General features: G+C 73.9%; 19 protein-coding genes and 1 riboswitch. Of the genes, 11 read left to right on the top strand and 8 right to left on the bottom strand.

Features of this window, described 5'->3' with window-relative positions; all coding sequences use genetic code 11:
• Positions 1-17: 17 nt before the first annotated feature.
• Both ACIPSC_RS19720 and ACIPSC_RS19715 read left to right on the top strand, forming a co-directional pair.
• Positions 18-905: a winged helix-turn-helix transcriptional regulator gene (locus tag ACIPSC_RS19720; protein WP_400827114.1), complete on the top strand. Its 888-nt coding sequence runs from the start codon at positions 18-20 to the stop codon at positions 903-905.
• 70 nt (positions 906-975) lie between these two features.
• Entirely contained in the window at positions 976-1,869 is an 894-nt protein-coding gene (locus tag ACIPSC_RS19715; protein ID WP_400827113.1) for a HipA family kinase, read from the top strand.
• Positions 1,870-1,947: 78 nt separating this feature from the next.
• On the opposite strand, the gene ACIPSC_RS19710 is transcribed toward ACIPSC_RS19715, so the two are convergent.
• The 5 genes from ACIPSC_RS19710 to ACIPSC_RS19690 all read right to left on the bottom strand — a co-directional run bounded on the left by ACIPSC_RS19710 (position 1,948) and on the right by ACIPSC_RS19690 (position 9,622).
• Positions 1,948-2,319: a hypothetical protein gene (locus ACIPSC_RS19710; RefSeq protein ID WP_400827112.1), complete on the bottom strand. Its 372-nt coding sequence runs from the start codon at positions 2,317-2,319 to the stop codon at positions 1,948-1,950.
• A gap of 172 nt (positions 2,320-2,491) precedes the next feature.
• A complete protein-coding gene (locus ACIPSC_RS19705) occupies positions 2,492-3,982 on the bottom strand; it encodes a S8 family peptidase (RefSeq protein WP_400827110.1) in 1,491 nt (496 codons plus the stop codon).
• 281 nt (positions 3,983-4,263) lie between these two features.
• A complete protein-coding gene (locus ACIPSC_RS19700) occupies positions 4,264-5,382 on the bottom strand; it encodes an amidohydrolase family protein (protein WP_400827109.1) in 1,119 nt (372 codons plus the stop codon).
• A 3-nt stretch (positions 5,383-5,385) separates the two neighbouring features.
• Positions 5,386-6,858 carry a glutamine synthetase gene (locus tag ACIPSC_RS19695; protein WP_400827108.1) on the bottom strand — a complete coding sequence of 491 codons (1,473 nt, stop codon included), beginning with the start codon at positions 6,856-6,858 and terminating at the stop codon, positions 5,386-5,388.
• A gap of 76 nt (positions 6,859-6,934) precedes the next feature.
• A complete protein-coding gene (locus ACIPSC_RS19690) occupies positions 6,935-9,622 on the bottom strand; it encodes an MXAN_6230/SCO0854 family RING domain-containing protein (protein ID WP_400827107.1) in 2,688 nt (895 codons plus the stop codon).
• 516 nt (positions 9,623-10,138) lie between these two features.
• On the opposite strand from ACIPSC_RS19690, the gene ACIPSC_RS19685 reads away from it, so the two are divergent.
• The 9 genes from ACIPSC_RS19685 to ACIPSC_RS19645 all read left to right on the top strand — a co-directional run bounded on the left by ACIPSC_RS19685 (position 10,139) and on the right by ACIPSC_RS19645 (position 21,708).
• The gene (locus tag ACIPSC_RS19685; RefSeq protein ID WP_400827105.1) at positions 10,139-11,914 is read left to right on the top strand and encodes a 3-hydroxyacyl-CoA dehydrogenase family protein; all 1,776 of its coding nucleotides are present in this window, start codon (positions 10,139-10,141) and stop codon (positions 11,912-11,914) included.
• A 197-nt stretch (positions 11,915-12,111) separates the two neighbouring features.
• Positions 12,112-13,023, top strand: a complete 912-nt coding sequence (locus ACIPSC_RS19680; RefSeq protein WP_400827103.1) for a TetR family transcriptional regulator — start codon at positions 12,112-12,114, stop codon at positions 13,021-13,023.
• 358 nt (positions 13,024-13,381) lie between these two features.
• Complete coding sequence (gene ccrA, locus ACIPSC_RS19675; protein ID WP_400827102.1) at positions 13,382-14,719, top strand: crotonyl-CoA carboxylase/reductase; 1,338 nt, start codon at positions 13,382-13,384, stop codon at positions 14,717-14,719.
• Complete coding sequence (locus ACIPSC_RS19670) at positions 14,719-16,761, top strand: protein meaA (protein WP_400827101.1); 2,043 nt, start codon at positions 14,719-14,721, stop codon at positions 16,759-16,761. Before ccrA ends, ACIPSC_RS19670 begins: the two co-directional genes overlap by 1 nt.
• 25 nt (positions 16,762-16,786) lie before the next feature.
• Positions 16,787-17,749 (top strand): HpcH/HpaI aldolase/citrate lyase family protein, encoded by a 963-nt coding sequence (locus ACIPSC_RS19665; RefSeq protein ID WP_400827100.1) that lies wholly within the window; start codon positions 16,787-16,789, stop codon positions 17,747-17,749.
• A 21-nt stretch (positions 17,750-17,770) separates the two neighbouring features.
• The gene (locus tag ACIPSC_RS19660; RefSeq protein WP_400827098.1) at positions 17,771-18,274 is read left to right on the top strand and encodes a MaoC family dehydratase; all 504 of its coding nucleotides are present in this window, start codon (positions 17,771-17,773) and stop codon (positions 18,272-18,274) included.
• A 160-nt stretch (positions 18,275-18,434) separates the two neighbouring features.
• Positions 18,435-19,637 carry an acyl-CoA dehydrogenase family protein gene (locus ACIPSC_RS19655; RefSeq protein WP_400827096.1) on the top strand — a complete coding sequence of 401 codons (1,203 nt, stop codon included), beginning with the start codon at positions 18,435-18,437 and terminating at the stop codon, positions 19,635-19,637.
• Between the two features lie 513 nt (positions 19,638-20,150).
• Positions 20,151-20,843, top strand: coding sequence for a phosphatidylserine decarboxylase (locus tag ACIPSC_RS19650; protein WP_224280704.1), 693 nt, complete (start codon positions 20,151-20,153; stop codon positions 20,841-20,843).
• Positions 20,830-21,708: a phosphatidylcholine/phosphatidylserine synthase gene (locus tag ACIPSC_RS19645; protein WP_374209180.1), complete on the top strand. Its 879-nt coding sequence runs from the start codon at positions 20,830-20,832 to the stop codon at positions 21,706-21,708. Before ACIPSC_RS19650 ends, ACIPSC_RS19645 begins: the two co-directional genes overlap by 14 nt.
• Positions 21,709-21,843: 135 nt before the next feature.
• On the opposite strand, the gene ACIPSC_RS19640 is transcribed toward ACIPSC_RS19645, so the two are convergent.
• The 3 genes from ACIPSC_RS19640 to ACIPSC_RS19630 form a co-directional block, all read right to left on the bottom strand.
• Positions 21,844-23,169 carry a hypothetical protein gene (locus ACIPSC_RS19640; RefSeq protein WP_400827095.1) on the bottom strand — a complete coding sequence of 442 codons (1,326 nt, stop codon included), beginning with the start codon at positions 23,167-23,169 and terminating at the stop codon, positions 21,844-21,846.
• A gap of 376 nt (positions 23,170-23,545) precedes the next feature.
• Positions 23,546-24,661, bottom strand: a complete 1,116-nt coding sequence (locus tag ACIPSC_RS19635) for an alpha/beta hydrolase family protein (protein WP_400827093.1) — start codon at positions 24,659-24,661, stop codon at positions 23,546-23,548.
• 179 nt (positions 24,662-24,840) lie between these two features.
• Entirely contained in the window at positions 24,841-25,554 is a 714-nt protein-coding gene (locus ACIPSC_RS19630; RefSeq protein WP_400827092.1) for an XRE family transcriptional regulator, read from the bottom strand.
• A 260-nt stretch (positions 25,555-25,814) separates the two neighbouring features.
• A riboswitch (cobalamin riboswitch) is annotated at positions 25,815-25,977 on the top strand.
• Positions 25,978-26,028: the final 51 nt, after the last annotated feature.

Genomic DNA, 26,028 nt, shown 5'->3' with positions numbered 1-26,028 from the left:
GGTGAGAGGAGCAACGGGTGCTCAGAGACGTGCCCGAGCGGGATGCGAGCTGCGCGATCGCCCAGTCTGCGGCCGTGATCGGCGACTGGTGGAGCATCCTGATCGTCCGCGAGACGGCGCGCGGCCGGCTGCGCTTCGACGAGCTCCAGCAGGAGCTCTCGATCTCGCGCAAGGTGCTCACCGAACGGCTCGGCCACCTCACCGGGGCCGGCGTGCTGGAGCGGGTGCCCTACCAGAGCGGCCCGGTCCGGTACGAGTACCGGCTCACCGACTCCGGGCGGGCGCTGCTGCCGGTGCTGGTGGCGATGCAGGACTGGGCCGACCGCTGGCTGCTCGGCGACGGCGCGCTCTCCGGCTCCGCCGCCCCCGACAGCGCCGAGGCCGCCCGGATGGCCGCGCTGCCCGGCACCCGGCTGCCCGCGCTCACCCTGCCCGCACACACCGGCGGCGAGCTGGACCCGGTCGACCCGGCGGCCGGCGCCACGGTGCTGTTCTGCTACCCGGCCACCGGGCGGCCCGGGCCGCTGCCGGCCGGCTGGGGGGACATCCCCGGCGCGGCCGGCTGCACGCTGGAGAACCGGCTGTTCCGCGAGGCGTACCCGGAGTTCCGCGCGGCCGGCCTGGCCCTGCGCGGAGTCTCCACCCAACGCCCGGACGAGCAGCGGGAGTTCGCCGAGGCCGAGGAGATCCCGTTCCCACTGCTGTCCGACCTGGACGTCCGGCTGGCGGCCGCACTGCGGCTGCCGACCTTCCACGTCGGCCAGGGCCTGCGGCTGAAGCGGGCCGTCCTGGTGCTGGACCGCCGGCGGACCGTGCGCCGGGTGACCTTCCCGGTCACCGACATCCCGGGCGCCGTCCGGCAGGCGCTCGCCGACGCCCGCGCGGTGGCGGCGGAGGAGGCGTAGGGCACGGGCCGCGCCCCACGGCGGGAAACCGTTCGCGTGGGGGGCGGGTGGCCGCGTTAGGGTGGCCGGTGTGCTCGATCAGGTGACAGCTCTGCGCTACGTCGACCCGCTGCGGGCCGGCGGCTCCGTCCCCGGCGTGGTGGAGACCGACGACCTGGGGACCTACGTGGTCAAGTTCACCGGCGCCGCCCAGGGCCGCAAGGCGCTGGTGGCCGAGGTGATCGTCGGCGAACTCGCCCGGCGGCTCGGCCTCCCGGTGCCCGAACTGCGGCTGGTCGACTTCGACCCCGCGGTGGCCGAGCACGAACCCGACACCGAGATCCAGGACATCCTCCGGGCCAGCACCGGGATCAATCTCGGGATGGACCTGCTGCCCGGCGCCCGGGACTTCAAGCCCGGCATGATCGACGTCGACCCGGTCGCAGCCGGCCGGATCGTCTGGCTGGACGCGCTCACCGGCAACGTCGACCGCACCGTGCACAACCCCAACCTGATGGTCTGGCACGGGAAGCTCTGGCTCATCGACAACGGCGCCGCGCTGGTCTTCCACCACCGCTGGTCCGGCGCCGCGGCCGCCGTCGGCCGCAGGTACGACCTCAGCGCCCACGCCCTCGGCGGCTACCGGCCGGACGTCCCGCTGGCCGACCGGGAGCTCGGGCCGCTGGTCACCACCGGCCTGCTGGAGGAGGTGGTGGCGCTCGTCCCGGACGCGTGGCTGGCCGACGAGCCCGGCTTCGACTCGGTGGACGCGCTGCGCCGCGCCTACGTGCACCACCTGGCCGCCCGGGCCGGACTCTCCGCCGAGTGGCTGCCGGACGAGTTCCCCACGGCCGAGCAGCTGCGCGCGGCCGAGCTCCAGCGGGCCGCCCGGACCAGGGCCGGCCGGCCCGCCTGGCTCCAGGAGGTGCCGGACCTGCACGGCAAGCCGTCGGTGGAGACGGTCTGGGACCACCACTTCGAGTGACGCGCCCGCCGCCCGGGCGACCGACGCCCGGACGCCAACCGCCCCGACGCCCGCCGCCCGGACGCCCGCCGCCCGGCGTCAGCCCCCGGCGGGGCGGACCCAGACGAAGTACTCGACCACCGTCCCGGTCAGCAGGCCGGAGCAGAACAGCGCGAAGAGCGCGGCGGAGTTCACCCGGCGCACGGCCGGCGAGAACAGCGCCAGGGCGGGCAGCAGCAGCCCGAGCGCCGGGCCGGTCGCCAGCAGGAGCAGGCGGAGCAGCACGGCCCCCGTCGTGGTCCCGCCGGCGGCGAGACCGCCGATGCCGATCGCCAGGCCGGCGAAGGCCATCAGCGTCAGCAGCGGTGCTGCGACGAGCAGTTGGACGACGGCCAGCAGCACCCACGGCCAGTTCCGCCCGCCGCTCGGGCGGTCGGTCGGCCACGGTCGGCCGGTGTAGCTCTGTGCCATGGTGCGCTGCTCCTCGTACGGTGGGTTCCACTCGGTCGTGCGGACCCATTGTGCGGATCGGCCCCGGGCGTTCGCCTGAGTACCGGTACTCAAATGCCGGTGGGGAGCGGGACCGGTCAGGTCCCGCTCCCCACCGCGCGTCGTCGCGTCAGCCGGTCAACCGGTCAGCGCGTCAGCGCCACCACTGGACCGCCTTCTCGGCGTTGATGATGCCGGCGCCGTAGAAGCCGTTGTCGTCCGCGCCGCCCTCGCAGGTGGCGGTCCACTCGCCGGCGCCGCCCGGGTTGTACGGGGCCGACGGGCAGGCGTGCGACTCGGCCTGGCTGGTCAGCATCTCGGTCAGCTCCTCCGCGCTGGCCCACGGGTGGGTGCTGGCGAGCAGCGCGAGCACACCGGCGGCGTGCGGGGACGCCATCGAGGTGCCCTGCATGTAGCCGTACTTGCCACCGGGGATGGTGGACAGGGTGCGGCCGTTCTGGTCCGGGGTGTTCGGGATCTGGTAACGGCGGTCACCACCGGGGGCGGCCACGGTGACCTTGCCCTTGCCGTAGGTGGAGTAGTACGACTTGTCGCCGTTGACACCCACCGAGGAGACGGAGATGACGCCGTCGAGCTCGGTCGGCAGGTTCAGGCAGTCCTGGGTGATCGGACGCTCGCCGGGCGTGGTGTCGTCCGGGCTGGCGACGTCCTTGGTCTTGTGGGCCAGGTCGATGTTCTCGTTGCCCGCCGCGGCCACGTTGAGGACGCCCTTGCGCTGCGAGAACTCGACGGCGCGACGGACGGCGGTGGTGATCGCCGCCTGGTCCGCGTCGTTCTGGCAGTTGAACATCCAGGGGTCGACGAAGTAGCTGTTGTTCGTGATCTTGAACTTGTGCTCACCGGCCCAGACGAAGCCGCAGACGGCGTACTCCGGGTAGATGAACCCGGCGTCGTCGACGACCTTGACCGCGGCCAGCTTGACGTCGGGGGCGATGCCCTCGATGCCCTTGCCGTTCTTGGCGGCGGCGATGGTGCCGGCCACGTGGGTGCCGTGGTCGCCGTCGACGCCCGGCTGCCAGGCCTCGAAGGCGGTGTTCGGCTTGCCGCCGTCGATGCAGGAGACCGACTGCGAGGCGTCCACGTTGGCCTTGAGGTCCTCGTGGTTGGCGTCGATGCCGGAGTCCAGGACGCCGACGGTGACCTTGTTGCTGCCGAGGGACAGCTTGTGGGCCTTGTCGACACCGATCTGGCGCATGTCCCACTGGTTGGCCCAGTAGGGCTCCTCGCCGGCGGTGGGCGCGGCGGCCGGCTCGGCGGCGACCTCGGCCTTGCGGCTCTCGGCGGCGGTGATGCCCTTGGTGCGGCTGGTGCCGACGGACTGGACGCCCTTGGCCTTGCGCAGCTTCGCGGCGAACTGGGTGTCCGTCGAGCGGGCGATCACGACGCCGATCTGCTCGTACGAGTACACCACGCTGCCGCCGAGGGTCGTGATGGCCTTCTCGACCTTCTGCACCTGGCCGTGGTTGGCCTGGGTGTTGACGACGTAGCTCAGCAGCGGCCCGGTCGTCGGCTCGGCCCCGGTGGCCGCGACGGCGGTGCCGGCGGGCAGAGCCAGTGCGCCGGCCGTGGCGAGCACGACGCCCACCGCGGCGAACCGGGTCCGGCTGATCCGAGGAACACTCATAGGGGTTGGCCCTCCCGAGTCGTCGTGCAGCTGCAGATGGCAGGTGCAGTGGAATGATCGGGACGCTAGTGAACATGCGTAGTAATCCGCAAGAGGTAGTCATCTAATCGACACCGTTCGATCACCTGCGAAGGTTGCGCCGTCTGGGTGGCAGACCCCTCGTCAATCCATACGGTGAATATCCGGTTGACGCGGAATTGCATACCGACAGGGCGCAGACGATCCATCCCGAAGGGGTGTCTACGGAGTGTCCATGACAGATTCCGTCAGGATACCGCGGCTCAGAGGCGGTACAGCCGGCGGGCGTTCTCCGCGGCCACCTGTCGGGCGAGGCGCTGCGCGTCCGGCGCCGAGCAGGCGCCGTCGGCCCGCCAGCGGTCCAGCAGCGTGCCCAGGCCGTGCCGGAACTGGGCCGCGCCGACCAGGTACAGCTCGGGCAGGCCGTAGGCGTCGGTGGAGAAGAGCACCTTGCCGAACGGCGCCAGCTCCAGCATCTCGCCGAGCACCGACGCCACCCGCGGCCCGACGTACGAGGCCGTCAGCCCGAGGTCGGTGTGCACCTGCGGGAAGGCCTGGGCCAGCCAGGCCGCCTGCCGGTGGTACGGGTAGCCGTGCAGCAGCACCAGCGGCACCCCGCTCGGTTCGGCCGCCCGGACGAAGTCGGCGAGCAGCGAGGGGTCGGCCCGGTGCAGGGTGAGGTCGGGATCGCCGAAGCCGGTGTGCAGTTGGAGCGGCAGGCCGAGCTCCGCGCAGACGTCCAGGGCGGTCCAGAGCAGGTGGTGCAGCAGCACCGGGTCGGTCAGCCGGCCCAGCCCGGCCTGCAGCCTGCGCCCCGCGGCCGCGACCACCTCGGGCCGGCCCGGGCGCTCTGCGGGCACCGCCAGACCGTGCCGGTAGGCCAGCACCGACTTGACCGCCACCGCGCCGGTGGCCGCGGCCGCCAGCGCCTCGCGGACGGCGGCAGGCCAGGCCCCGGCGCCCGCCGGCACGGCCTCGGCAACCGACTCCAGCCGGACCACCTCGCGCACCCGGGCGCCGGACACCTCGGCGAACTCGCTGAGCGGCAGCAGCGGATGGCCGGCCGCCGCGGTCAGCCCGGTGTCCACCAGGCAGGTGTCCAACGCCGCCGCCGCGAGCAGCCGGCGGGTGGCCTCGGCGGCCCCCAGCTCGCGCCGGCGGGCCAGGTAGTCGGTGGCGGGGGCGTGCACGGGCAGCCCGAGCGCGGGCGGGCACCAGCGGCGGACGGCCAGGCCGAGCGCGCTGTCGAACGGCGAGGTGCCGGGTGCGGGCGGCCGGTCGGACTCGGTGAGCAGCCCGGCGAGGGCGTCGTCGGCCAGCTCGGCCGCCACCACGCTGTGGCAGTGGTGGTCGACCAGGGCCGGGACGTCCAGCGACGGCACCGCTCAGTACCTCCAGCGGGTGGCCGCGACCAGCTGCTCCGGGGTGGCCGCGGCGTACTGCTCGCTCTCCGCCCGGCGCACCGCCAGCACCGCCTCGTACAGCGGCTCGCCGAGCGCCTCGCGCAGCACCGTGGACTTCTGGTAGGCCGCGATCGCCTCGGCCGGGCCGGCCGGCAGCCGGGGCACCGTGCCGGGGGCGGCCTCGGCCGGGTCCCCGGTGAACTCCGGCGGCAGGGCGAGCCGCTGGTCCAGCCCGGCGAGGCCGGCGGCGAGCACCGCGCCGACCATCAGGTACGGGTTGGCGGTGGCGTCGAAGCACTTGATCTCGGCGTTGGCCGCGGTGGTCCGCTCGCCGGTGGAGCCGGTGACCAGCCGCAGCGCGGCCTCCCGGTTCTCCAGGCCCCAGCACTGGTAGGCGCCGGCCCAGTGCGAGGGCACCAGCCGCAGGTACCCGGCCGGGCTGGAGCAGCCGAGCACCAGCAGCTCCGGCAGGGCGCCGAGCACCCCGGCCAGGAAGCCCTCGGCCTCGGCGGTGAGCCCGTGCGGGCCGGAGCCGCCGCGGGCGAGGTTCCGCCCGTCGCGCCAGAGGCTGAGGTGGAGGTGACCGCCGTTGCCGACCGAGCCGGCCTCCACCACCGGGGCGAAGGACGCCCGCAGGCCGTGCCGGGCGGAGACCGCACGGACGGTGTGGCGGACCAGGACGGTGGTGTCGGCGGCCTCGACCGGCCCCTCGGGGGCGACCGAGACCTCGAACTGGCCCGGCGCGTACTCGGGGTGGATCTGCAGCACCGTCAGTCCCTGCTCGCCGAGGGCGCGGAGCACGTCCCGCAGGTAGTCGGAGAGGTCGGTCAGCCGGTGCATGCCGTACGCCGGCCCGTGCGTCGGGTACTGCGGCTCCTCGTGCGGTGCCCCGGCGAGCGCGACCACCCACTCGACCTCGATGCCGGCCTGCAGGGTGATCCCCAGTGCGGCGGCCGCGGCCGTCGTCCGGCGGGCGAACAGCCGCTGGCAGCCGGGGTACGGGGCGCCGTCCTGGGTGTGGCGCTCCCCCGGGGCCCAGGCCCAGCCGGGCTGGGCGGCCAGCGGGACCAGCCGGTCGACGTCCGGGTAGAGGCGCAGGTCCCCGGTGGGGCCGCCGATCAGCCGGCTGGTGGTGATGGTGTCGTCGGCGAGGAACACGTCGAAGCAGGGCGCGGCGCCGACGCCCCACTCGGCGGCGTGCACCAGGCCGGCGAGCGGGACGGCCTTGACCCGGGTGATGCCGGCGTTGTCCACCCAGGTGACGGCGACCGCCTCGACCCCGGCGGGGCGCAGCCGCTCGACGGCCGCCTGGGCCCGCTCCGCCCGGTCGGCGCGCGGCGGCAGGGCGACGGCGAGCGAGCCGGCGGCCCGCCCGCCCGCGGACCGGGCGGCGGCGCCGGCCGCGGGCTCGGAGGGGTCGGCGAGGCCGGCGGACACGACGGTTCCGGTGCTCATGCCTCCATGCTGCCCCGGCGGTTGGGCCCGCGGAACTCCCCTATCGGGTGGTCCGTGCGGACGTGTGTCCTCCGGTTCACTCGTCCGGCTGGAACAGGGCGACCAGATCCCCCGCGGTGAGCCGTGCCACGGCGTCCGGCGCCTCGTCCAGCCGCCCGGGGTAGAGCCGGTAGCCGGCGCCGGACAGGCCCGCCGGGGCGGGCACGTCGGCGTGCACCAGGGCGGTGAACGCCCGGGCGCCGGCGAGCCGCCCGGCCAGGGCGTGGCCGGTGTCGTCGGCCGGGGTGTGCCGGCGCCGGTCGGGGTGGTGGCGGGCGCGCAGCCGGGCGGCGAAGGCCGCGGCCGGCTCGTCCGCGGCCCGGCGGTAGGTGTCGAGCGTGCCGCCGTCCCGGGTGCGGACCAGCACCTCGTCGGTCCGGGCGGCCGCGGTGGCGCAGGCGAGGTCCCAGAGCGTGGCGCGGGAGCCCTCGGCGAAGTGCGCCAGCACGTCCGCGGCGAGCGTGCCGATCCGGTCCCGGTACCGCCAGACGTTGTGGAAGCCGCCGGACGCGCCGGTGTTGAGGTCGGTCCAGGTGTACGTGCGCTTCGCCAGGTCGACGATCATCGGCAGGCAGACCTTGGCATCGCCGGCCAGGTCGAGCCGCTGGCGGACGGCGTTCGGGACGAAGCCCCCGCGCCGCTGCCGGGACGCCGCCTCGTCCAGCTCCAGGAAGCCGGCGAAGGCGTCGGCGAGGTCGTCGAACGCGACGTCGTTGTAGCTGAAGACGACGACCACGGCGTAGCGTGCGCCGCCCGCGGCCAGCGCCGGCAGGTCCAGGTCGACGAACTCGGTGGCGCCGTGCGGCGGCGGGGCCGAGGTGAAGTCGCCGGAGTGCACCGCGGCGCGCGGGCCGTGCACCAGGTGGGTGTAGTCGCAGAGGCCCGCGAAGCGCCACGCGTCGTCGTAGAGCGCGACCGAGAGGTCGAGGTCGACGCGCTGCGTCGGGCGCTGCATCCAGTGCAGGAAGAGCCGGACCGTGCGGCCGTCGGGCAGCCGCTGGACGCTGCCGCGCGGCACGGCGACCAGCGTCCGCGCGCTCGCCCGCTCGGCGAACGGCACCACCAGGTCGGCCAGGCCGTCGTCCAGTACCGCGAGGTCGAACCGCTCGTGCCGGGCCGCGCGGCGCAGCAGCTCGGCCTCGATCAGCGCGCAGACCGGCGCACCGAGCGCCGCCGGCACCTTGGTGCCCCAGTCGTCGCGGGCGTGCGCCAGCGTGACCCGACCGCGCGGGAAGTACAGCCGGCGCTCGCCGCGCACGCGCCGGGCGCGCAGCCGCCCGTACGCGCCGAGCAGCGGGCCGGGCGCGACCTTGCGCAGCGCGGCCGGCAGCGCCTCGGCGAGGGCGGCGGGCAGCGGCGCGCCCGGGTACCAGGTCTCGTGCACCCGGAGCAGGTGGTGCAGCCGGCGGACCAGCTCGCCGGGGCGGCGGGCGAGCAGCCGGACGGCGGCCGGGACGTCCCCGGCGGCCAGGGCCCGCTCGACCCCCGCGGCGAAGGTGACGGCGACCAGGCGGGTGTGGCCGCCGGGTGTCGTGCCGGCCGTCAGTGGCGCGGGGGCCTCGCGCAGTTCGGGGCCGAGGCCGTGCAGGTCGAGGTCGGTGCGCCGGAGCACGGCGAACGCCGCGGCCGCGTACGGGAAGCGGCGCCGGTGCTCGTAGGGGTGCAGCAGCTCGCCGGCGCGCAGCCAGGCCTGGCGGTGCCGGCCGAGGTCCTCGGCGAGGGTGCCGACCGGGAGCGCGTCGAGGACGGCCAGCAGCTCGCGGCGGAGCGGGCGGGGCAGATTGCGCAGCCGCAGGCCCTTGCCGGTGGCGGGCAGCAGGTCGGGCTCGGCGCCGGACCAGGCCCAGAGCAGCCGCAGCACGTCGGTGGCGGTGGTGAGGTGGGTGGCCAGCAGCGGGCGGGCGCTCTCCGGGTCGCGGCGCAGCAGGGCGGCGAGCACCGTGGCGCGGCTCTCCCGGACGGGGATCTCGGCGGGCAGCCAGGCGGCCGGGTCGGCGGGGGTGTGGTCCAGCAGCACGGCGAGGTCCGCCCGGTCCTGCGGGTTCAGCGGGGTGCGGCGCGCGAGCAGCGCGGCGGCCTCGGCGGCGGCGACGGCGGGCGCGTCGGTGCCCTCGGCCAGCCGCAGCGGGCGCAGCACGGCGTCCGCGCCGTGCTCGCGGGCGGCGTTGCGGACGGCCTTGGCCTCCAGCGGGAGGTGGCGCGGCTCGTCGAGCGCGGCGCCGCAGAGCGGGCAGTGCCCGAAGCCGGCGAGTTCGTCGTTGCAGTCTTCGCAGACCAGGTGGGCGCAGGGCGAGAGCGCGCCGATGCCGGACTCGGCCCCGGGGCCGTCGCAGCAGCAGCACGGCTGGTCGGGCCGGTTCAGCAGGAAGGCGCGGACGTGCGCCGAGTAGAGGCTGTGCGCGTGCCGGGGCACGCCGTCGGGGAAGCCGCGGAACAGCGGCCGGTGCCGGCGGTCGGCGCCGAGCGCACCGTCGATCCGGCGCAGCAGGGCGGTGCCGGTGTCGGCCAGCTCGGTCGGCCGCAGCCGGGCGAGCGCGGCGCGCAGCGGCCGGGTCAGCACGTGGCCGCGCTGCGCGAGGTCCGCCTCCAGCACCACCAGCCCCTGGGCGCTCCACGGTTCCGGCTCCCCCGGGTCGGCCCCGCCCCGGACCACCACGGCGCCGCGGCGCCGCAGCAGCAGCGCTTCGAGGGCGTCGTCGGGCGTGGTGGTGGTCGGCTTCTTCACTGGCGCTCCCCCGTGGATACGACGAAGCGGGGGCGGAGAGTGGGCGCACTCGGTTCATTTCAAAGGATGAGGAGAAGGAAGCACGCCGCGGAGCCGCCCCCGCGCCGCCCACCCTAGCGAGCCCGCCCGGGCGGCGCCGAACGAATTTCCGCCAGGCGCTCCCGCCCCCTTCCTACCGGCCAGTAGCTTCGCTACAGTGTCGGCACGCACACCGCCGGGCTTCGGGAGCCGCACCGGCGGGGTCGCCGGTCGGCGCGCATCGCGCGCGGGGCCGGGCGTGCGTCTTTCACCGGCCGGTGCCGCGGATCGCGGCGGGCCGGATTCTCTCCTCGTATCAGAGCCGCTTCCTTCACCTCGAGCGCCTGAGTACCACGGCACACCCGCAGCACGCCGGAGCGGACCGGCGGCTGCGCCGGTGGCCGCACCCGTCATCTCCCCAGCCCCGCGCGCGGACCCTCCTGCGGCGGCGCGTCCGTCTCGGCGCGCGCGGGCACCTTTGACAAGGAGTCAGGACAGATGGAGCGTCCCTTCCCCACAGTCGCCGTCGTCGGCCTCGGCACGATGGGTGCCGGTGTCGCGGTGGCGGTCGCGAAGAGCGGCCGCCGGGTGATCGGCATCGAGGCCAGCGAGGACTCCGCCGCCCGCGCGCTGGCCCGCATCGAGGAGGCGACCGCGCACGCGGTGGCCCGCGAGCGCCTCACCGCCGAGGAGCGCGGCGAGCTGCTCGCCCGGATCTCGGTCGGCCACGCGCTGGAGGCCGCCGCCGACGCGGACCTGGTGATCGAGGAGGTCCCCGAGCAGCTGGAGCTGAAGCGGGAGCTCTTCGCCGAGCTGGACCGGATCTGCCCGCCCGCAACGGTGCTGGCCACCGGCACCACCGCGCTGTCGGTGACCCGGATCGCCGCCGCCACCGCCCGCCCGGAGCGGGTGCTCGGACTGCACTTCTTCAACCCGGTGCACACCATGAAGCTGGTCGAGGTGGTCCGCACCGTGCTGACCGGCCCCCAGGTGGCCGAGGACGCCGCGGCGTTCGCCCGGGACCTCGGCAAGGAGCCGGTGGCCGCCGGCGACCGGGCCGGCTTCGTGGTGAACGGCCTGCTCTTCGCGTACCTGAACCAGGCCGCCTCGATGTACGAGTCGCGCTACGCCACCCGGGAGGACATCGACGCCGCGATGCGGCTCGGCTGCGGCCTGCCGATGGGCCCGCTCGCGCTGCTCGACCTGATCGGCGTGGACACCGCCCGGACCGTCCTGGAGGCGATGTACGAGCAGTCCAAGGACCGGCTGCACGCCCCCGCGCCGATCCTCGGCCAGCTGGTCGCCGCCGGCCTGCTCGGCCGCAAGTCCGGCCGCGGCTTCTACACCTACGAGGCCCCCGGCTCGTCCCGCATGGTCGACGCCGTCAGCGGGCCGGCCCGCCCGAAGGGCCCGGGCCGCGAGGTGAACCGGATCGGCGTCTGCGGCTCGGGCACCATGGCCACCGGCATCGTCGAGGTGTTCGCCAAGGCCGGCTACCCGGTGGTGCTGGCCGCCCGCAGCCAGGAGAAGGCGGAGAAGGCCAAGGCCCAGCTGGCGAAGTCGCTGGAGCGCTCGGTGAGCCGGGGCCGGCTGACCGAGGAGCAGCGGGACGCGGCGCTGGCCCTGGTCACGCCGGCCGGGCAGTACGCCGACCTGGCCGACGTCGACCTGGTGGTCGAGGCGGTCGCCGAGGACCTGGCGGTCAAGCGCGAGCTGTTCGCCGCCCTGGACAAGATCGTCAAGCCGGGCGCGGTGCTCGCCACCACCACCTCCTCGCTGCCGGTGATCAGCTGCGCCACCGCGACCTCGCGGCCGCAGGACGTGATCGGCATGCACTTCTTCAACCCGGCGCCGGCGATGAAGCTGGTCGAGGTGGTCTCCACCGTGCTGACCGCGCCGGACGTCACCGCGACCGTGCTGGACCTCACCGCGAAGGTGCGCAAGCACCCGGTGGAGTGCGGCGACCGGGCCGGGTTCATCGTCAACGCGCTGCTCTTCCCCTACCTGAACGACGCGGTGCGGATGCTGCAGGAGCACTACGCGACGGTGGACGACATCGACACCGCGATGAAGCTCGGCTGCGGCTACCCGATGGGTCCGTTCGAGCTGCTGGACGTGGTCGGCCTGGACGTCTCGCTGACCATCGAGCAGGTGCTGCACCAGGAGTTCCGCGAGCCGGGCCTGGCGGCCGCGCCGCTGCTGGAGCACCTGGTGGCGGCCGGCTGCCTCGGCCGGAAGACCGGCCGCGGCTTCCGCGACCACGCGCGCCGGTGACCACGCCCTCGCCGGGGTCGCCCGCCCCGGGCGGCCGCTCCGCCCCGGGCGCGGTGCCGTACGGGCCGCCGCGGGCCGCCTGGGGCCCGGGGGCGGCCGCCGCCAGGTGGCCGAGACCGGCCGTGACCGGCCCGGTCGCCCCGGTGCGCCGGGGAAGGCCCGCGGCACCTGCGCCGGGGACGTGTAGCGTTCCGGGCATGGATCGGGTTCAGTCAGCCACCCCGCAGCACTCCGCCGCACCGCGCGGCGCCGACCGGTCGGCCGGGCCCGGCCCCTCGGACGGGGGCCCGGGCAGCCGCCGGGCGGCCGCGCAGCGCCAGCAGATGCGCCAGGACCTGGCCACCGCCGCGATGGAGCTGTTCGCCTCGCAGGGCTACGAGGAGACCACGGTCGACCAGATCGCCGCGGCCGCCGGGGTGGCCCGGCGGACCTTCTTCCGGTACTTCCGGTCGAAGGAGGAGGCGATCTTCCCGGACCACGACGACACCCTGGTCCGGGTGGCCGACCTGCTGGCCAGCGCCGAGCCCGAGGAGCACCCGCTCGACGTGGTCTGCCGGGGCATCAAGGAGGTGCTGCGGATGTACGCCTCCACCCCGGCCGTCTCGGTCGCCCGGTACCAGCTGATCCGCCAGGTGCCGGCGCTGCGCGAGCGGGAGATCGCCGTGGTCGCTCGGTACGAGCGGCTGTTCACCCGGTACCTGCTCGGGCGGTTCGACACCGCCGAGGCGATCCCGCCGGGCTGGCAGCGCGGCGGCGAGGACGACTCGATGCTGGCCGAGGTGTCGGCGGCGGCAGTCGTCGCGGCCCACAACCACGTGCTGCGGCGCTGGCTGCGGGCCGGCGGCCGGGGCGACGTGGAGGCGCAGCTGGACCACTCCTTCGAGGTGATCCGGCGGACCTTCTGGGCCTCCGCCGAGCCGGGTGCCCGCCGGCGCGGATCCCTGGTGGCACCCGGTGCCAGTGTGGCGGAGTGGGAGGAAGGTGCCACAAGCGCACTGAGTGCCAGCCCCGGAGGTGAGGTCCTCATCACAGTGGCTCGCACCGACGCTCCGCTGGACGTGGTGGTGGACAGCATCAGGGCCGCACTGAGCGGCGCCAAGCAGGCCTGACCGGCGGCGTTTTCGCAGGTCGGAGCAGTTTCGAGGGCCCGTGCCGGAGTACCGGCACGGGCCCTTTCCGTGCCCGCGGACGGCCCCGCCGAGCCGCCTGCGATTCCCCGGAATTGATGACACCCGGTGTCTTTACGAGTGGCACAGGGTGCCACTACGTTGTTACCCACCAGTCGCGGCGCCGCGGCTCCCCACCTCGGCGCGCCGTCGTCCGGCGCTCCCACACCCCGGGAGCTGTGCTCGTCACACCTGGCCCACCAGCCACCCATCCACCACCCATCTCAGCGAAGCCGGTGTCCGCTCCCGGCTCCCCCAGACGCCCTGTGCCCCTCACACAGGTACGCCTTCGGAGGCAGCCATGCAGGAAATCCTCGACGCGATCCTCAGCAACGACGCCACGTCGGAGGACTTCGCCGCCATCACGCTCCCCGAGTCCTACCGGGCGGTCACGCTCCACAAGGACGAGGAGCAGATGTTCGCCGGCCTCGACAGCCGCGACAAGGACCCCCGCAAGTCCCTTCACCTCGACGAGGTGGCCCTGCCCGAGCTGGGCCCGGGCGAGGCCCTGGTCGCCGTGATGGCCAGCGCGGTGAACTACAACACCGTCTGGAGCTCGATCTACGAGCCGGTGTCCACCTTCGGCTTCCTGGAGCGCTACGGCCGGCTGTCCCCGCTGACCAAGCGTCACGATCTGCCGTACCACGTCCTGGGCTCCGACCTCGCGGGCGTGGTGCTGCGCACCGGCGCCGGCGTCAACGCCTGGAAGCCGGGCGACGAGGTCGTCGCGCACTGCCTCTCCGTCGAGCTGGAGTCCCCGGACGGCCACAACGACACGATGATGGACCCGGAGCAGCGCATCTGGGGCTTCGAGACCAACTTCGGCGGCCTGGCCCAGATCGCGCTGGTGAAGACCAACCAGCTGCTGCCCAAGCCGAAGCACCTGACCTGGGAGGAGGCCGCCTCCCCCGGTCTGGTCAACTCCACCGCCTACCGCCAGCTGGTCTCGCAGAACGGCGCGGGCATGAAGCAGGGCGACAACGTGCTGATCTGGGGCGCCAGCGGCGGCCTCGGCTCGTACGCCACCCAGTACGCGCTCGCCGGCGGCGCCACCCCGATCTGCGTGGTCTCCAACGAGGCCAAGGCCGAGATCTGCCGCGCCATGGGCGCCGAGGCGATCATCGACCGCTCCGCCGAGGGCTACAAGTTCTGGAAGGACGAGCACACCCAGGACCCGCGCGAGTGGAAGCGCCTGGGCTCGAAGATCCGCGAGTTCACCGGCGGCGAGGACGTCGACATCGTCTTCGAGCACCCGGGCCGCGAGACCTTCGGCGCCTCGGTCTACGTCACCCGCAAGGGCGGCACCATCGTCACCTGCGCCTCCACCTCCGGCTACATGCACCAGTACGACAACCGCTACCTGTGGATGTCGCTCAAGCGCATCGTCGGCTCGCACTTCGCCAACTACCGCGAGGCGTTCGAGGCCAACCGCCTGGTCGCCAAGGGCAAGATCCACCCGACCCTGTCGAAGGTCTACTCCCTGGAGGAGACCGGCCAGGCCGCCCTCGACGTGCACCAGAACAAGCACCAGGGCAAGGTCGGCGTGCTCTGCCTGGCGCCGCAGGAGGGCCTGGGAGTGCGCGACGAGGAGTTCCGTGCCAAGCACATCGACGGCATCAACCGCTTCCGGAACGTGTGATGGCCGAGCAGAAGCGTGACCGCCCCTGGCTGATGCGCACCTACGCCGGGCACTCCACGGCGAAGGACTCCAACGCGCTCTACCGGCGGAACCTAGCCAAGGGCCAGACCGGCCTCTCCGTCGCCTTCGACCTGCCGACCCAGACCGGCTACGACTCCGACCACATCCTCGCCCGCGGCGAGGTCGGCCGGGTCGGCGTGCCGGTGGGCCACGTCGGCGACATGCGCGCGCTGTTCGACGGCATCCCGCTCGAACAGACCAACACCTCCATGACGATCAACGCCACCGCCATGTGGCTGCTGGCGCTCTACCAGGTGGTCGCCGAGGAGCAGGGCGCCGACATCGCCAAGCTCACCGGCACCACCCAGAACGACATCGTCAAGGAGTACCTCTCGCGCGGGACGCACGTCTTCCCGCCCGGGCCGTCGGTGCGCCTGATCACCGACATGATCGCCTACACGGTCGGCAACATCCCCAAGTGGAACCCGATCAACATCTGCAGCTACCACCTCCAGGAGGCCGGGGCCACCCCGGTCCAGGAGATCGCCTACGCGATGTGCACCGCCATCTCGGTGCTCGACGCGGTGCGCGACTCCGGCCAGGTGCCGGCCGAGCGGATGGGCGAGGTGGTCGCCCGCATCTCCTTCTTCGTCAACGCCGGCGTGCGGTTCGTCGAGGAGATGTGCAAGATGCGCGCCTTCGCCCAGCTGTGGGAGAAGGTCACGCTGGAGCGGTACGGCATCCAGGACCCGAAGCAGCGCCGGTTCCGCTACGGCGTCCAGGTCAACTCGCTGGGCCTGACCGAGGCGCAGCCGGAGAACAACGTCCAGCGCATCGTGCTGGAGATGCTCGCCGTCACCCTCTCCAAGGACGCCCGCGCCCGCGCCGTCCAGCTGCCCGCCTGGAACGAGGCGCTCGGGCTGCCCCGCCCGTGGGACCAGCAGTGGTCGCTGCGGATCCAGCAGGTGCTCGCCTACGAGTCGGACCTGCTGGAGTACGGCGACATCTTCAACGGCTCCGAGGTGATCGAGGCCAAGACCGCCGAGCTGCTGGCCGGCGCCGAGGCCGAGATCGCCAAGGTGCTGGAGATGGGCGCCAAGGCGGGCAACCGGGGCATCATCCCGGCCGTCGAGAACGGCTACCTCAAGTCCAACCTGGTCGCCTCGCACGCCGCCCGCCGGGCCCGGATCGAGTCCGGCGAGGACAAGATCGTCGGCGTCAACTGCTTCGACACCACCGAGGAGAGCCCGCTCACGGCCGACCTCGACACCGCGATCATGGTGGTCGACCCGGCCTCCGAGCAGTCCGTGCTGAGCGCGCTGGAGGCCTGGCGCGAGCAGCGCGACGAGGCCGCCGCCCAGCGGGCGCTGGCCGAGCTCAAGGAGATCGCCGCCACCGACACCAACCTGATGGCCGCGACGCTCGCCTGTGCCCGTGCCGGGGTCACCACCGGCGAGTGGGCCTTCGCCCTGCGCGAGGTCTTCGGCGAGTACCGCGCGCCCACCGGCGTCGGCGGCGCCCCGGTCGCGGTCGCGGCCGAGCCGGGCGGCGAACTGGCCGCGGTCCGCGCCGCGGTGGCCGCCACCGCCGAGGAGCTGGGCACCGGCAAGCTGCGTCTGCTGGTCGGCAAGCCCGGCCTGGACGGGCACTCCAACGGCGCCGAGCAGATCGCCGTCCGGGCCCGTGACGCCGGGTTCGAGGTGGTCTACCAGGGCATCCGGCTCACGCCCGAGCAGATCGTCTCCGCCGCCGTCGCGGAGGACGTGCACTGCGTGGGCCTGTCGATCCTCTCCGGCGCCCACTCCGAACTGGTTCCCGACGTTCTGCAGCGGCTGCGGCGGGCCGGGGTGGAGGATGTCCCGGTGATCGTGGGTGGCATCATCCCGGCAGCGGACGGCGAGGCCCTCAGGGCCGCCGGCGTCGCGGCCGTGTTCACCCCGAAGGACTTCGGCATCACGACCATCATCGGCCGGATCGTGGACGAGATCCGGCTCGCCAACAAGCTCCAGCCCTGGTCGCCCGCACCCGCGACCGCCAGCTGACCACTGGAAGGACCGAACCACCCTCATGACCGCTGTCAACCGCCTGCGCCCCCGCCGCTCCTGCCTCGCCGTACCGGGCTCCAACCCGCGCTTCCTGGAGAAGGCCCAGGGCCTCCCGGCCGACCAGGTCTTCCTCGACCTGGAGGACGCCTGCGCCCCGCTGGTCAAGGAGAGCGCCCGGCACCACATCGTCGACGCCCTGAACAACGGCGACTGGGGCAAGAAGACCAAGGTCGTCCGGGTCAACGACTGGACCACCCACTGGACCTACCGCGACGTGATCACGGTCGTCGAGGGCGCCGGCCCGAACCTCGACTGCATCATGCTGCCGAAGGTCCAGGACGCCGAGCAGGTGAAGGCGCTGGACCTGCTGCTCACCCAGATCGAGAAGACCATGGGCTTCGAGGTCGGCCGGATCGGCATCGAGGCACAGATCGAGAACGCCAAGGGCCTGATCAACGTCGACGCCATCGCGACGGCCTCGCCCCGGCTGGAGACCATCATCTTCGGCCCGGCCGACTTCATGGCCTCGATCAACATGAAGTCCCTGGTGGTCGGCGAGCAGCCGCCCGGCTACCCGGCCGACGCCTACCACTACATCCTGATGCGCATCCTGATGGCCGCCCGCGCCAACGACCTCCAGGCGATCGACGGCCCCTACCTGCAGATCCGCAACCAGGAGGGCTACCGCGAGGTGGCCGGCCGCTCCGCCGCCCTCGGCTTCGACGGCAAGTGGGTGCTCCACCCGGACCAGGTCGCCGCCGCGAACGAGCTCTTCTCGCCTGCGCAGGAGGACTACGACCACGCCGAGCTGATCCTCGACGCCTACGACTGGTGCACCTCCGAGGCCGGCGGCTTCAAGGGCTCGGCGATGCTCGGCGACGAGATGATCGACGAGGCCAGCCGCAAGATGGCCCTGGTCATCGCCGGCAAGGGCCGCGCCGCCGGCATGGAGCGCACCTCCAAGTTCGAGCCCCCGCAGGCCTGACCTCCCCAAGGAGCCTTGATCATGCAGTTCGGACGCACCTACGAAGAGTTCGAGGTCGGCGCGGTCTACAAGCACTGGCCCGGCAAGACGGTCACCGAGTACGACGACCACCTCTTCTGCCTGCTCACCATGAACCACCACCCGCTCCACATGGACACCAACTATGCGGAGAAGACGACGGACTTCGGCAAGAACGTCGTCGTCGGCAACTACATCTACTCGCTGCTGCTCGGCATGTCCGTCCCGGACGTCTCGGGCAAGGCGATCGCCAACCTGGAGATCGAGTCGCTGCGGCACGTCGCGCCGACCTTCCACGGCGACACCATCTACGGCGAGACCACGGTGCTCGACAAGTGGCCGTCCAAGTCCAAGGACGACCGCGGCATCGTCTACGTCGAGACCAAGGGGTACAAGCAGGACGGCACGGTCGTCTGCATCTTCCGCCGCAAGGTGATGGTGCCGACCGAGACCTACATCAAGGAGCGCGGCGGCGAGCAGCCCGGCCGCCCGACCCCCCTGGCCTGACCCCACCGACCCCGGAGGGGTAGGCCGCCGTCATCGGCCGATCCCCCACCCGGTACGGGGGCCCTGCTGCCGCAGCCACGCCGGCAGGGCCCCCGGCATTCCCCCCCCCGCTCTTCTCTCCTCCCCCACCCTCATTCCCCTTCGCCACAGGAGCCGCACGATGGGACGCCTCGCACAGACCGACGGCCTCACCGAGATCCAGCGGGACATCCTCGCCACTGTGCGGGATTTCGTCGACAAGGAGATCATCCCGGTCGCGACCGAGCTGGAGCACAAGGACGAGTACCCGACCGCCATCGTCGAGGGGATGAAGCAGCTCGGCCTGTTCGGCCTGACCATCCCCGAGGAGTACGGCGGCCTGGGCGAGTCGCTGCTCACCTACGCCCTGGTGGTGGAGGAGATTGCCCGCGGCTGGATGTCGGTCTCCGGCATCGTCAACACCCACTTCATCGTGGCGCACATGATCAACGCCCACGGCACCCAGGAGCAGAAGGACTACTTCCTGCCGAAGATGGCCGCCGGCGAGATCCGCGGCGCCTTCTCGATGTCCGAGCCCGGCCTCGGCTCCGACGTCGCTGCGATCAGCACCAAGGGCGTCAAGGACGGGGACTTCTACGTCCTCAACGGCCAGAAGATGTGGCTGACCAACGGCGGCACCTCCACCCTGGTCGCGGTGCTCTGCAAGACCGACGAGGGCGGCAACACCCCGTACCGGAACATGACCACCTTCCTGATCGAGAAGGAGGCCGGTTTCGGCCCGAACCCGAAGGTTCCGGGCCTGACCGTCCCCGGCAAGATCGAGAAGATGGGCTACAAGGGCGTCGACACCACCGAGCTGGTGCTGCAGGACGTCCGCATCCCGGCCGACCGCATCCTCGGCGGCGTCCCGGGCAAGGGCTTCTACCAGATGATGGACGGCGTCGAGGTCGGCCGCGTCAACGTCGCCGCCCGCGGCTGCGGCGTCGCCCGCCGCGCCTTCGAGCTGGGCATCTCCTACGCCCAGCAGCGCTCCACCTTCGGCAAGAAGATCGCCGAGCACCAGGCGATCCAGTTCAAGCTCGCCGAGATGGCCACCAAGGTCGAGGCCGCCCACCAGATGATGGTGATGGCCGCCCGCAAGAAGGACAGCGGCGAGCGCAACGACCTGGAGGCCGGCATGGCGAAGTACCTCGCCTCCGAGTACTGCAAGGAGGTCGTCGAGGACGCCTTCCGCATCCACGGCGGCTACGGCTTCTCCAAGGAGTACGAGATCGAGCGCCTCTACCGCGAGGCCCCGATGCTGCTGATCGGTGAAGGTACTGCGGAGATCCAGAAGATGATCGTCGGACGCCGGCTGCTGGAGGAGTACCGCATCGCGGAGTGATCCAGGCGATCCGCCGGGCCGCGCGGTGACGCGCGGCGCCGGCCGATCGACGGCCCGTGACGGCCGGTCGACGGGCGTGCGGGCCCGTCCCGGCACCGGCCGTGCCACCTGGGCCCCGGCCTGGTCCGCCTGGGGTCCGGCACGGCTCCCGAAGCGGCCGCAGGGCGTACAGCTGCTGTCACACGCCCTTGCGGCCGCTTCGGCGCACCCGCGGGCCGGATCCGACCCGCCGGCGGCACGCCGAAGGCACGCGACGGGTTCAGTCGGCGCGCCCGTTGAGACAAGTGTCACCAGCCGTGTCGGGAGCCTTGGGAACCGGACCGGGGCGAGCTACGGTCGTATACCAAGGAGGCGCAACGGCGCCTCGCGCAGGACACATGAACGAGCAGGCGGGTTGCCCACCCACCGTGTGCTCCCGATAGCATCCACCGGGACAGCAGCCGTCCCTCTCGTACCCGATCCCCGCGGTGGCCCCCGTCCAGCGGCCATGATCCCCCGCGACTAAGGTCTTCGATGCCCATCAGCCCGTCCCCTCACACCTCCGTCACGGACCGCGATGCCCTCGCCGCCCCGACGGCCGGTCGGCGACCCCGCGTGACCATCGCGCGCGGAGCCACCCCCTGGTTCGTCCCCACCCTCGCCACGGCCGCCGTGACCACCGCCCTCACCCGGCGCAGCGGCAAGTGGGCCCTGGCGGCGGTTCCGGCCTGCGCGCTCAGCGCGGGCATGCTGTGGTTCTTCCGCGACCCCGAGCGTGAGATCGGCACGGGCCGGGTGATCTCCCCCGCCGACGGCGTGGTGCAGAGCATCGACGCCTGGCCGGACGGCCGCACCCGGGTTGCGATCTTCATGAGCCCGCTCAACGTGCACGTCAACCGCGCGCCGCTGCCCGGCACCGTGACGTCCGTCGAGCACGTCGCGGGCGGCTTCGTGCCCGCGTTCAACAAGGACAGCGACCAGAACGAGCGGGTCGTCTGGCACTTCGACACCGAGCTCGGCGACATCGAGATGGTCCAGATCGCGGGGGCCGTGGCCCGCCGGATCGTGCCGTACGTGGACGCCGGAACCAAGGTCGAGCAGGGCGACCGGATCGGCCTGATCCGGTTCGGCTCCCGGGTCGACACCTACCTGCCGGCCGGCGTCGAGGTCGGCGTCGAGGTCGGCCAGAAGACCACAGCCGGGGTGACACGCCTTGACCGTGACTGATCCTGAGACGATCGTCGGCCTGGACGACGAGGAGACGGCCCTGCGCCGCCGCCGCTGGGCCCGCGACCGCGAGCTGCGCGCGCCGCGCTCGCCGCAGCACCTGTCCACCGCCGACTTCCTGACCCTGGGGAACGCCGTCTGCGGCTTCCTGGCGATCTACTCGATCACCACCGGGGTCCTGGTCCCGCACATCACCAACCCGGACGCCGCTCCGGACAAGCACAGCGCCGCCACCGCGGTGACGCTGCTGCTGATCGGCTCGATGTGCGACCTCTTCGACGGGCTGGTGGCGCGCAAGCTCCGCTCCTCCGCCCTCGGGGCCGAACTCGACAACCTGGCCGACCTGATCAGCTTCGGCATCGCGCCGGCCTACTTCGTCGCGGTCTGGGGCATGGTCTCGCCGGGCTCCAACAGCCGGCTCTCGGCGCTGATCGCGCTGACGGTGCTGCTCGCGGTGGTCCTGCGGCTCGCCCGCTTCTCCGCCGTGAAGATGCGGCCGGGGGTCTTCCAGGGCATGCCCTGCCCGATGGGCGCGATGACGGTGATCGCCATCGTGCTGCTCGACCCGCCGTTCCTGCCCGGTCTGCTCGCCATCTTCGGCGCCGCGTACCTGATGGTGAGCCGGATCGAGTACCCGAAGCCGCAGGGGCTGCTGGCCACCGCGACGCTCTGCTGGATCGTGCTCTCCATCGGCTGCCTGGCGGCCTGGGCCACCGGCGCCCCCGGCGGCGACAACCTGCTGCACATCGGCGCCTATGCGCAGATCACGCTGGCCGCGATGGCCCCGCTGCTGGTCATCCGGCGCAAGGTGGGCCAGAAGGTCGGGGACGTGCGGGCGCGCCGCGCGGAGTCCCGGATCGGCTGAGCCGGCCACGGTACGACGAAGGGCCCGGATCCATCGGATCCGGGCCCTTTCGCATGTCCCGGGGCGCCGGTGCCCCGCTGCGGCCCTCGTGGGCCCGCCGTGCCGCCGGGGAGCGGCCCGGGGCCCGAGGTCCGCTCAGGCGCCGCCGTGGTGGACGCTGAACGCCGAGCGGCGGGCGGCGCGCGCCACGCCCGGGTCCGGGTGGACACCGGAGACGGCGGTCAGCACCGAGGCGGCCCGGGGGTGCCCGGACTGCCGGGCGCGGGCGAAGAGCCGCACCGGGTCGCCGGCCGAGGCGCCCTCGACGTGGCCCACCAGCAGCTCGGTCTCGCCGTGGTCCAGGACGGCCGCGGCGGTGTCCACCCAGAGCCAGGCGGCGTCCTCCGCGCCCAGCACGTCGGCCGGGGAGACCCCCTCGTCCGACTGCTCGGCCAGCCAGAGCAGCGCGTACGGGCGCAGCGCCGGCGCGTCCACGGCGGCCCGGACGGCCTGCTCGGCGGTCGGGCCGGCCACCCGCAGCGCCTCGAAGGCGAGGCCGCGGACCAGCGCGTCGTCGCCCTGCGCGGCGTCCAGCAGCTCGGCCACCGCCCGGTCGGCCGGGCGGGCGGCCACCCAGGCGCGGAACTCGGCGCGGGCCGGGCCCGGCGAGTAGTCGGCACAGGCGTTCAGGAGTTCGAGGGCGCTCTGCTCGATGTGCCCGGCGGCGGTCTGGGCGACCGTGCAGATCTCCTCCAGCTTGGCCCGCACGGCCCAGTGCCCGAGCGGGGAGAGCTCGGCGGCGTCGTCCTTGCGGACCACCGCGCCGACGGCGGCCAGGCCGTCCAGCATCCAGTCCAGGACGGCGGCGACGTCGCCGGGCGCGGCCGGGGTGTCGATCTGCGGCTCGCGGCAGGTGCCGCGGACCGCCGAGACCGCGGAGGCGGCGTGCGGGACGGGCGACAGCGACAGCGCGGCGGTGCCGCCGGCCACCCGGCGCTCGTCCAGGCCGCGGCGCAGCAGCTCCAGCAGCTCGCTGTCGGCGACCGGGCCGGCCACCAGGTGCAGGAAGGAGAGCAGCTGCGGCGCCTGGTCGACGGCCTGCCCGGCCAGCACCGCGAAGACGCCGCGCAGGGCGGCCGGCGGTACCGGGGCGAGCAGCGTCCAGGCGTCGAATAGCGCCGACCAGCCGCGGACCACGGCCTCGTCGTCGTGCTCCCAGGCGTGCAGGCGCCAGCCGGGGGCGGCGCCGCCGTCCCGGGCCTCCACCAGGCCGACCAGGAGCGCCTGGCCCCAGGCCTTGGCGGCGGCGCCGACCGTCATGGCCAGGGCGCGGCCGGCGGCGCGGGCGTCGTCCGGGAGCAGCTCGCCGCGCTTGTCGACCTCGGAGAGCTCGCCCGCCCAGCGGGCGATGCGGACGGCGTCGACCAGCATCCGGCGGGCCAGCGGGGCGAGCTCGGCGGGGGCGGGGAAGCCTTCCGGCACCGGGACCCGGCCTCGGCCCGGTGCGGGTGCGGGCCCTCGCCTGCGGGGTACGCCGGGACCGCCCGGCCTGGCGCCGGCGGGGCGGTGGGCCGTGCCGGGCAGACGGGTCACCGTCGCACCGGAACCGATCGTCGGCGGGAGCGGGGCATCACGGTCGCGCGGGTTCCGAGACGTCACGTCGAGCAGTCTTCCCCTTGTACCGGCCATCTGTCACATCCGGTTCCCCTCCGGTGCCGGCGCACGGCGGCAAGGGGTCCACAAGATCGGGCAACAGGCCCCAAACCGCCTGGCCGAAACTGTGTGACGTGGCCACGCCATCCTGACCTCCCGGGTGCGACCGGGGAGGTGGGAGGGGGCGGACAGCCCTCCCGCGGCGTCAGAGCAGCGGGGTCAGCCAGCGGCGCAGCAGCTCCTCGTAGGCGTCCGGGTCGGCGTTCCAGAGCGCCGCGTGCTCACCGCCCGGGACCGCCTGGAGGCTGACCACGTCCGGGCGCAGGGCCGCCAGGCGGGCGGCGGCCTTCCAGGGGGCGATCCGGTCGTCCGGGCTCTGCAGGACGAGGGTCGGCGCCCGCAGGTCGGTGCCGTCCGCGATCCGGGCGAAGCCCGCCAGGTCCACGCCGGTGCGGCCCTCGGCGGCCAGCGCGCCGAGGTCGGCGGCGGCGCCGCGGAAGCCGGCCCGGGCGGCGCCCCGGCGGGCGGAGGCGGGCAGGTCGAGCACCGGCGAGTCCAGCACCAGGCCGGCGACCGAGGAGGCCCAGGCGGACCGGGCGGCCATCTGCAGGGCGATGGTGGCCCCGACCGACCAGCCGTAGAGGACGATCCGGGCGGCGCCGTTGTCCAGCGCGAGCCGGACGGCCGCCTCGACGTCCCGCCACTCCGTCTCGCCGAAGTGGCCGAGGCCGTCCGGGGAGGCGGGCGCACCGGCGTCGCCGCGGTAGGTGACGACGAGGGCCGGCAGGGCGAGCCGGTCCAGGACCGGCAGCACCGGGAGGACCTGCTGCCGGTCCGCCTCCGGGCTGTGCACCAGGACGACCCAGGTGCCGCGCTTGCCGTCCAGGTACCAGGCCGGGAGGGCGCCCAGCTCGCCCTCGGCGGCGGTCTCGCCGTACGCCAGGCCGAGCGCCCCGATCGGGTCGCCCAGGTGCACCCGGGGGGTGAAGCGGACCTCGGTGCCGGCGGTCAGCGTGCCCCGGTCGGCGCGGACCAGGCGGCGGGTGACGCCCCGGTCGTCCCGGTGCAGGATCTCGTCGACGACCGCGTGCCCGCCGCCGGCCCACTCGACGCCCCAGCGGCCGGGCCGGGCGCTGTCGGGGCCCGGGGTGAAGGTGACCCGGCCGGCGCCGAGGGCCTGCACCAGGACGGGGCCGGTGGGCGCCTCGCGGGCGGCCGTCGGACGGACCATCCGCTCCGACGCCCGGCGGCCGATCACCAGCACGGCGACCCCGGTTCCGACGGCGGCGGCCGCCACGACGGCCGCGGTTCCCCAACGCATATCGCTCCCCGCTCTGTCGGTCGCGGACTGGGCACTCTGTGCGCACCAGTCCACTCGCGGGGGAGGCGGCCGGCCACCGGACGCGGCCGTCCGGGTCACGCCGGGGCGGCCGGCGGGCCCGGGGCGGGCGGCCGGGCCCCCGGGCGGGCGGCCGGGCGCCGGGGGGCAGGGCCCGGCCGTCACACCGGGATGTCGGGCTGCCGCCGCGCGAGCAGCTCCCAGAACCGCTCGCCGGCCGGCCGGTCCCGGGTGACGGCGGGCCCGGCCGCCGGGGCCGGCGAGCCCCAGCTGCCGGCGCCCCAGTGCGAGGAGACCTGGTACTCGCTCTGCAGCGCCGTCAGCACGGCGGCGAGGTCCTCCTCGTGCACCGGCACGATCCGGCCGATCGCACGGACGTGCGCCTGCCAGCGCCCGTCCACGCACTGCTTCAGCCGCTGGTCCAGCTCCTCCCGACGGCCCGTCACCGCGACCAGCTCGCGCAGCCGCAGCCCGAGCACCTGGGCGAGCGCGTGGGTCTGCGCCTCGTCGCCGTCCCAGCGGTCGGCCGCCTCGGCCTGCTGGTAGTGCCGCAGCGGGACGCCGATCCGGCGGGCCGCGGCCTCCTGGTTGAGCTCCCGGGCCACCCGGAAGTCCCGCAGCCGGGCCGGGTGGGCGCCCATCAGCTGGGCGGGCGGGCACCAGAGCGCCCGGGCGAGGGCGATGAACTCCTCCTCGGTCGGGCGCAGCCCGCCGCTCTCCCAGCCGAGCACATGGGCGGGCAGCAGCCGGATCCCGTGCGCGGCCATTCCCTCGGCGACCTGCTCGGGGGTCAGGCCGAGGCCGGCGCGGTGCGCACGGGCGGCCGCCGGGGAGAAGGGCACCGGCGGCAGGGCGGGTGGCTGTCTGCGTCGCATGCGCCGACCGTAGGGGTTTGGTCCATCGGCGCCCCAGCCGCCGAACGCACGAAGCGGGCCTGGAGGTACCTCCAGGCGGATGGACGATCCCACAGCCTGTCATGCCCCTGCGGCAGTCATGATCGGAGATAGCGACGTGGTCGGGAACGGTGAAAACGGGGGTGCGGCGGCGTGAGGCCGTGTGACCAACCCCTCCGCGACCTTGGTTGACTCGCGGTTCGGCCGCGTGATGGGATCCTTCAGCCAATACGGAGGCATGCAGAGGAAGCCGGTGCGAGTCCGGCGCGGTCCCGCCACTGTCACCGGGGAGCACGTCCGACAAAGCCCTCCTTGCCCGCCGACGGGCAGGAGCGGCCCACCGGCAGGCCGTCAGAAGCCGCTGGAAGGCGCGGCCGTGCGTTCGACCCGGAAGCCAGGAGACTCTCGCCCCCGGTACGTCGATCCAGGGCGCGGACCCTGAGTGAGGACACGCAC

This window comes from Kitasatospora sp. NPDC090091 (assembly GCF_044747365.1).
Lineage (GTDB): Bacteria > Actinomycetota > Actinomycetes > Streptomycetales > Streptomycetaceae > Kitasatospora.
This window is presented reverse-complemented; position numbering and strand designations above follow the sequence as displayed.

What these genes read in the sequence shown, in the direction of transcription:
- ACIPSC_RS19710 (WP_400827112.1), bottom strand. Translation starts at nt 2,319, where the DNA reads ATGGCACAGAGCTACACCGGCCGACCGTGGCCGACCGACCGCCCGAGC.
- ACIPSC_RS19705 (WP_400827110.1), bottom strand. Translation starts at nt 3,982, where the DNA reads ATGAGTGTTCCTCGGATCAGCCGGACCCGGTTCGCCGCGGTGGGCGTC.
- ACIPSC_RS19695 (WP_400827108.1), bottom strand. Translation starts at nt 6,858, where the DNA reads ATGAGCACCGGAACCGTCGTGTCCGCCGGCCTCGCCGACCCCTCCGAG.
- ACIPSC_RS19685 (WP_400827105.1), top strand. Translation starts at nt 10,139, where the DNA reads ATGGAGCGTCCCTTCCCCACAGTCGCCGTCGTCGGCCTCGGCACGATG.
- ACIPSC_RS19680 (WP_400827103.1), top strand. Translation starts at nt 12,112, where the DNA reads ATGGATCGGGTTCAGTCAGCCACCCCGCAGCACTCCGCCGCACCGCGC.
- ccrA (WP_400827102.1), top strand. Translation starts at nt 13,382, where the DNA reads ATGCAGGAAATCCTCGACGCGATCCTCAGCAACGACGCCACGTCGGAG.
- ACIPSC_RS19670 (WP_400827101.1), top strand. Translation starts at nt 14,719, where the DNA reads ATGGCCGAGCAGAAGCGTGACCGCCCCTGGCTGATGCGCACCTACGCC.
- ACIPSC_RS19665 (WP_400827100.1), top strand. Translation starts at nt 16,787, where the DNA reads ATGACCGCTGTCAACCGCCTGCGCCCCCGCCGCTCCTGCCTCGCCGTA.
- ACIPSC_RS19660 (WP_400827098.1), top strand. Translation starts at nt 17,771, where the DNA reads ATGCAGTTCGGACGCACCTACGAAGAGTTCGAGGTCGGCGCGGTCTAC.
- ACIPSC_RS19655 (WP_400827096.1), top strand. Translation starts at nt 18,435, where the DNA reads ATGGGACGCCTCGCACAGACCGACGGCCTCACCGAGATCCAGCGGGAC.
- ACIPSC_RS19650 (WP_224280704.1), top strand. Translation starts at nt 20,151, where the DNA reads ATGCCCATCAGCCCGTCCCCTCACACCTCCGTCACGGACCGCGATGCC.
- ACIPSC_RS19635 (WP_400827093.1), bottom strand. Translation starts at nt 24,661, where the DNA reads ATGCGTTGGGGAACCGCGGCCGTCGTGGCGGCCGCCGCCGTCGGAACC.
- ACIPSC_RS19630 (WP_400827092.1), bottom strand. Translation starts at nt 25,554, where the DNA reads ATGCGACGCAGACAGCCACCCGCCCTGCCGCCGGTGCCCTTCTCCCCG.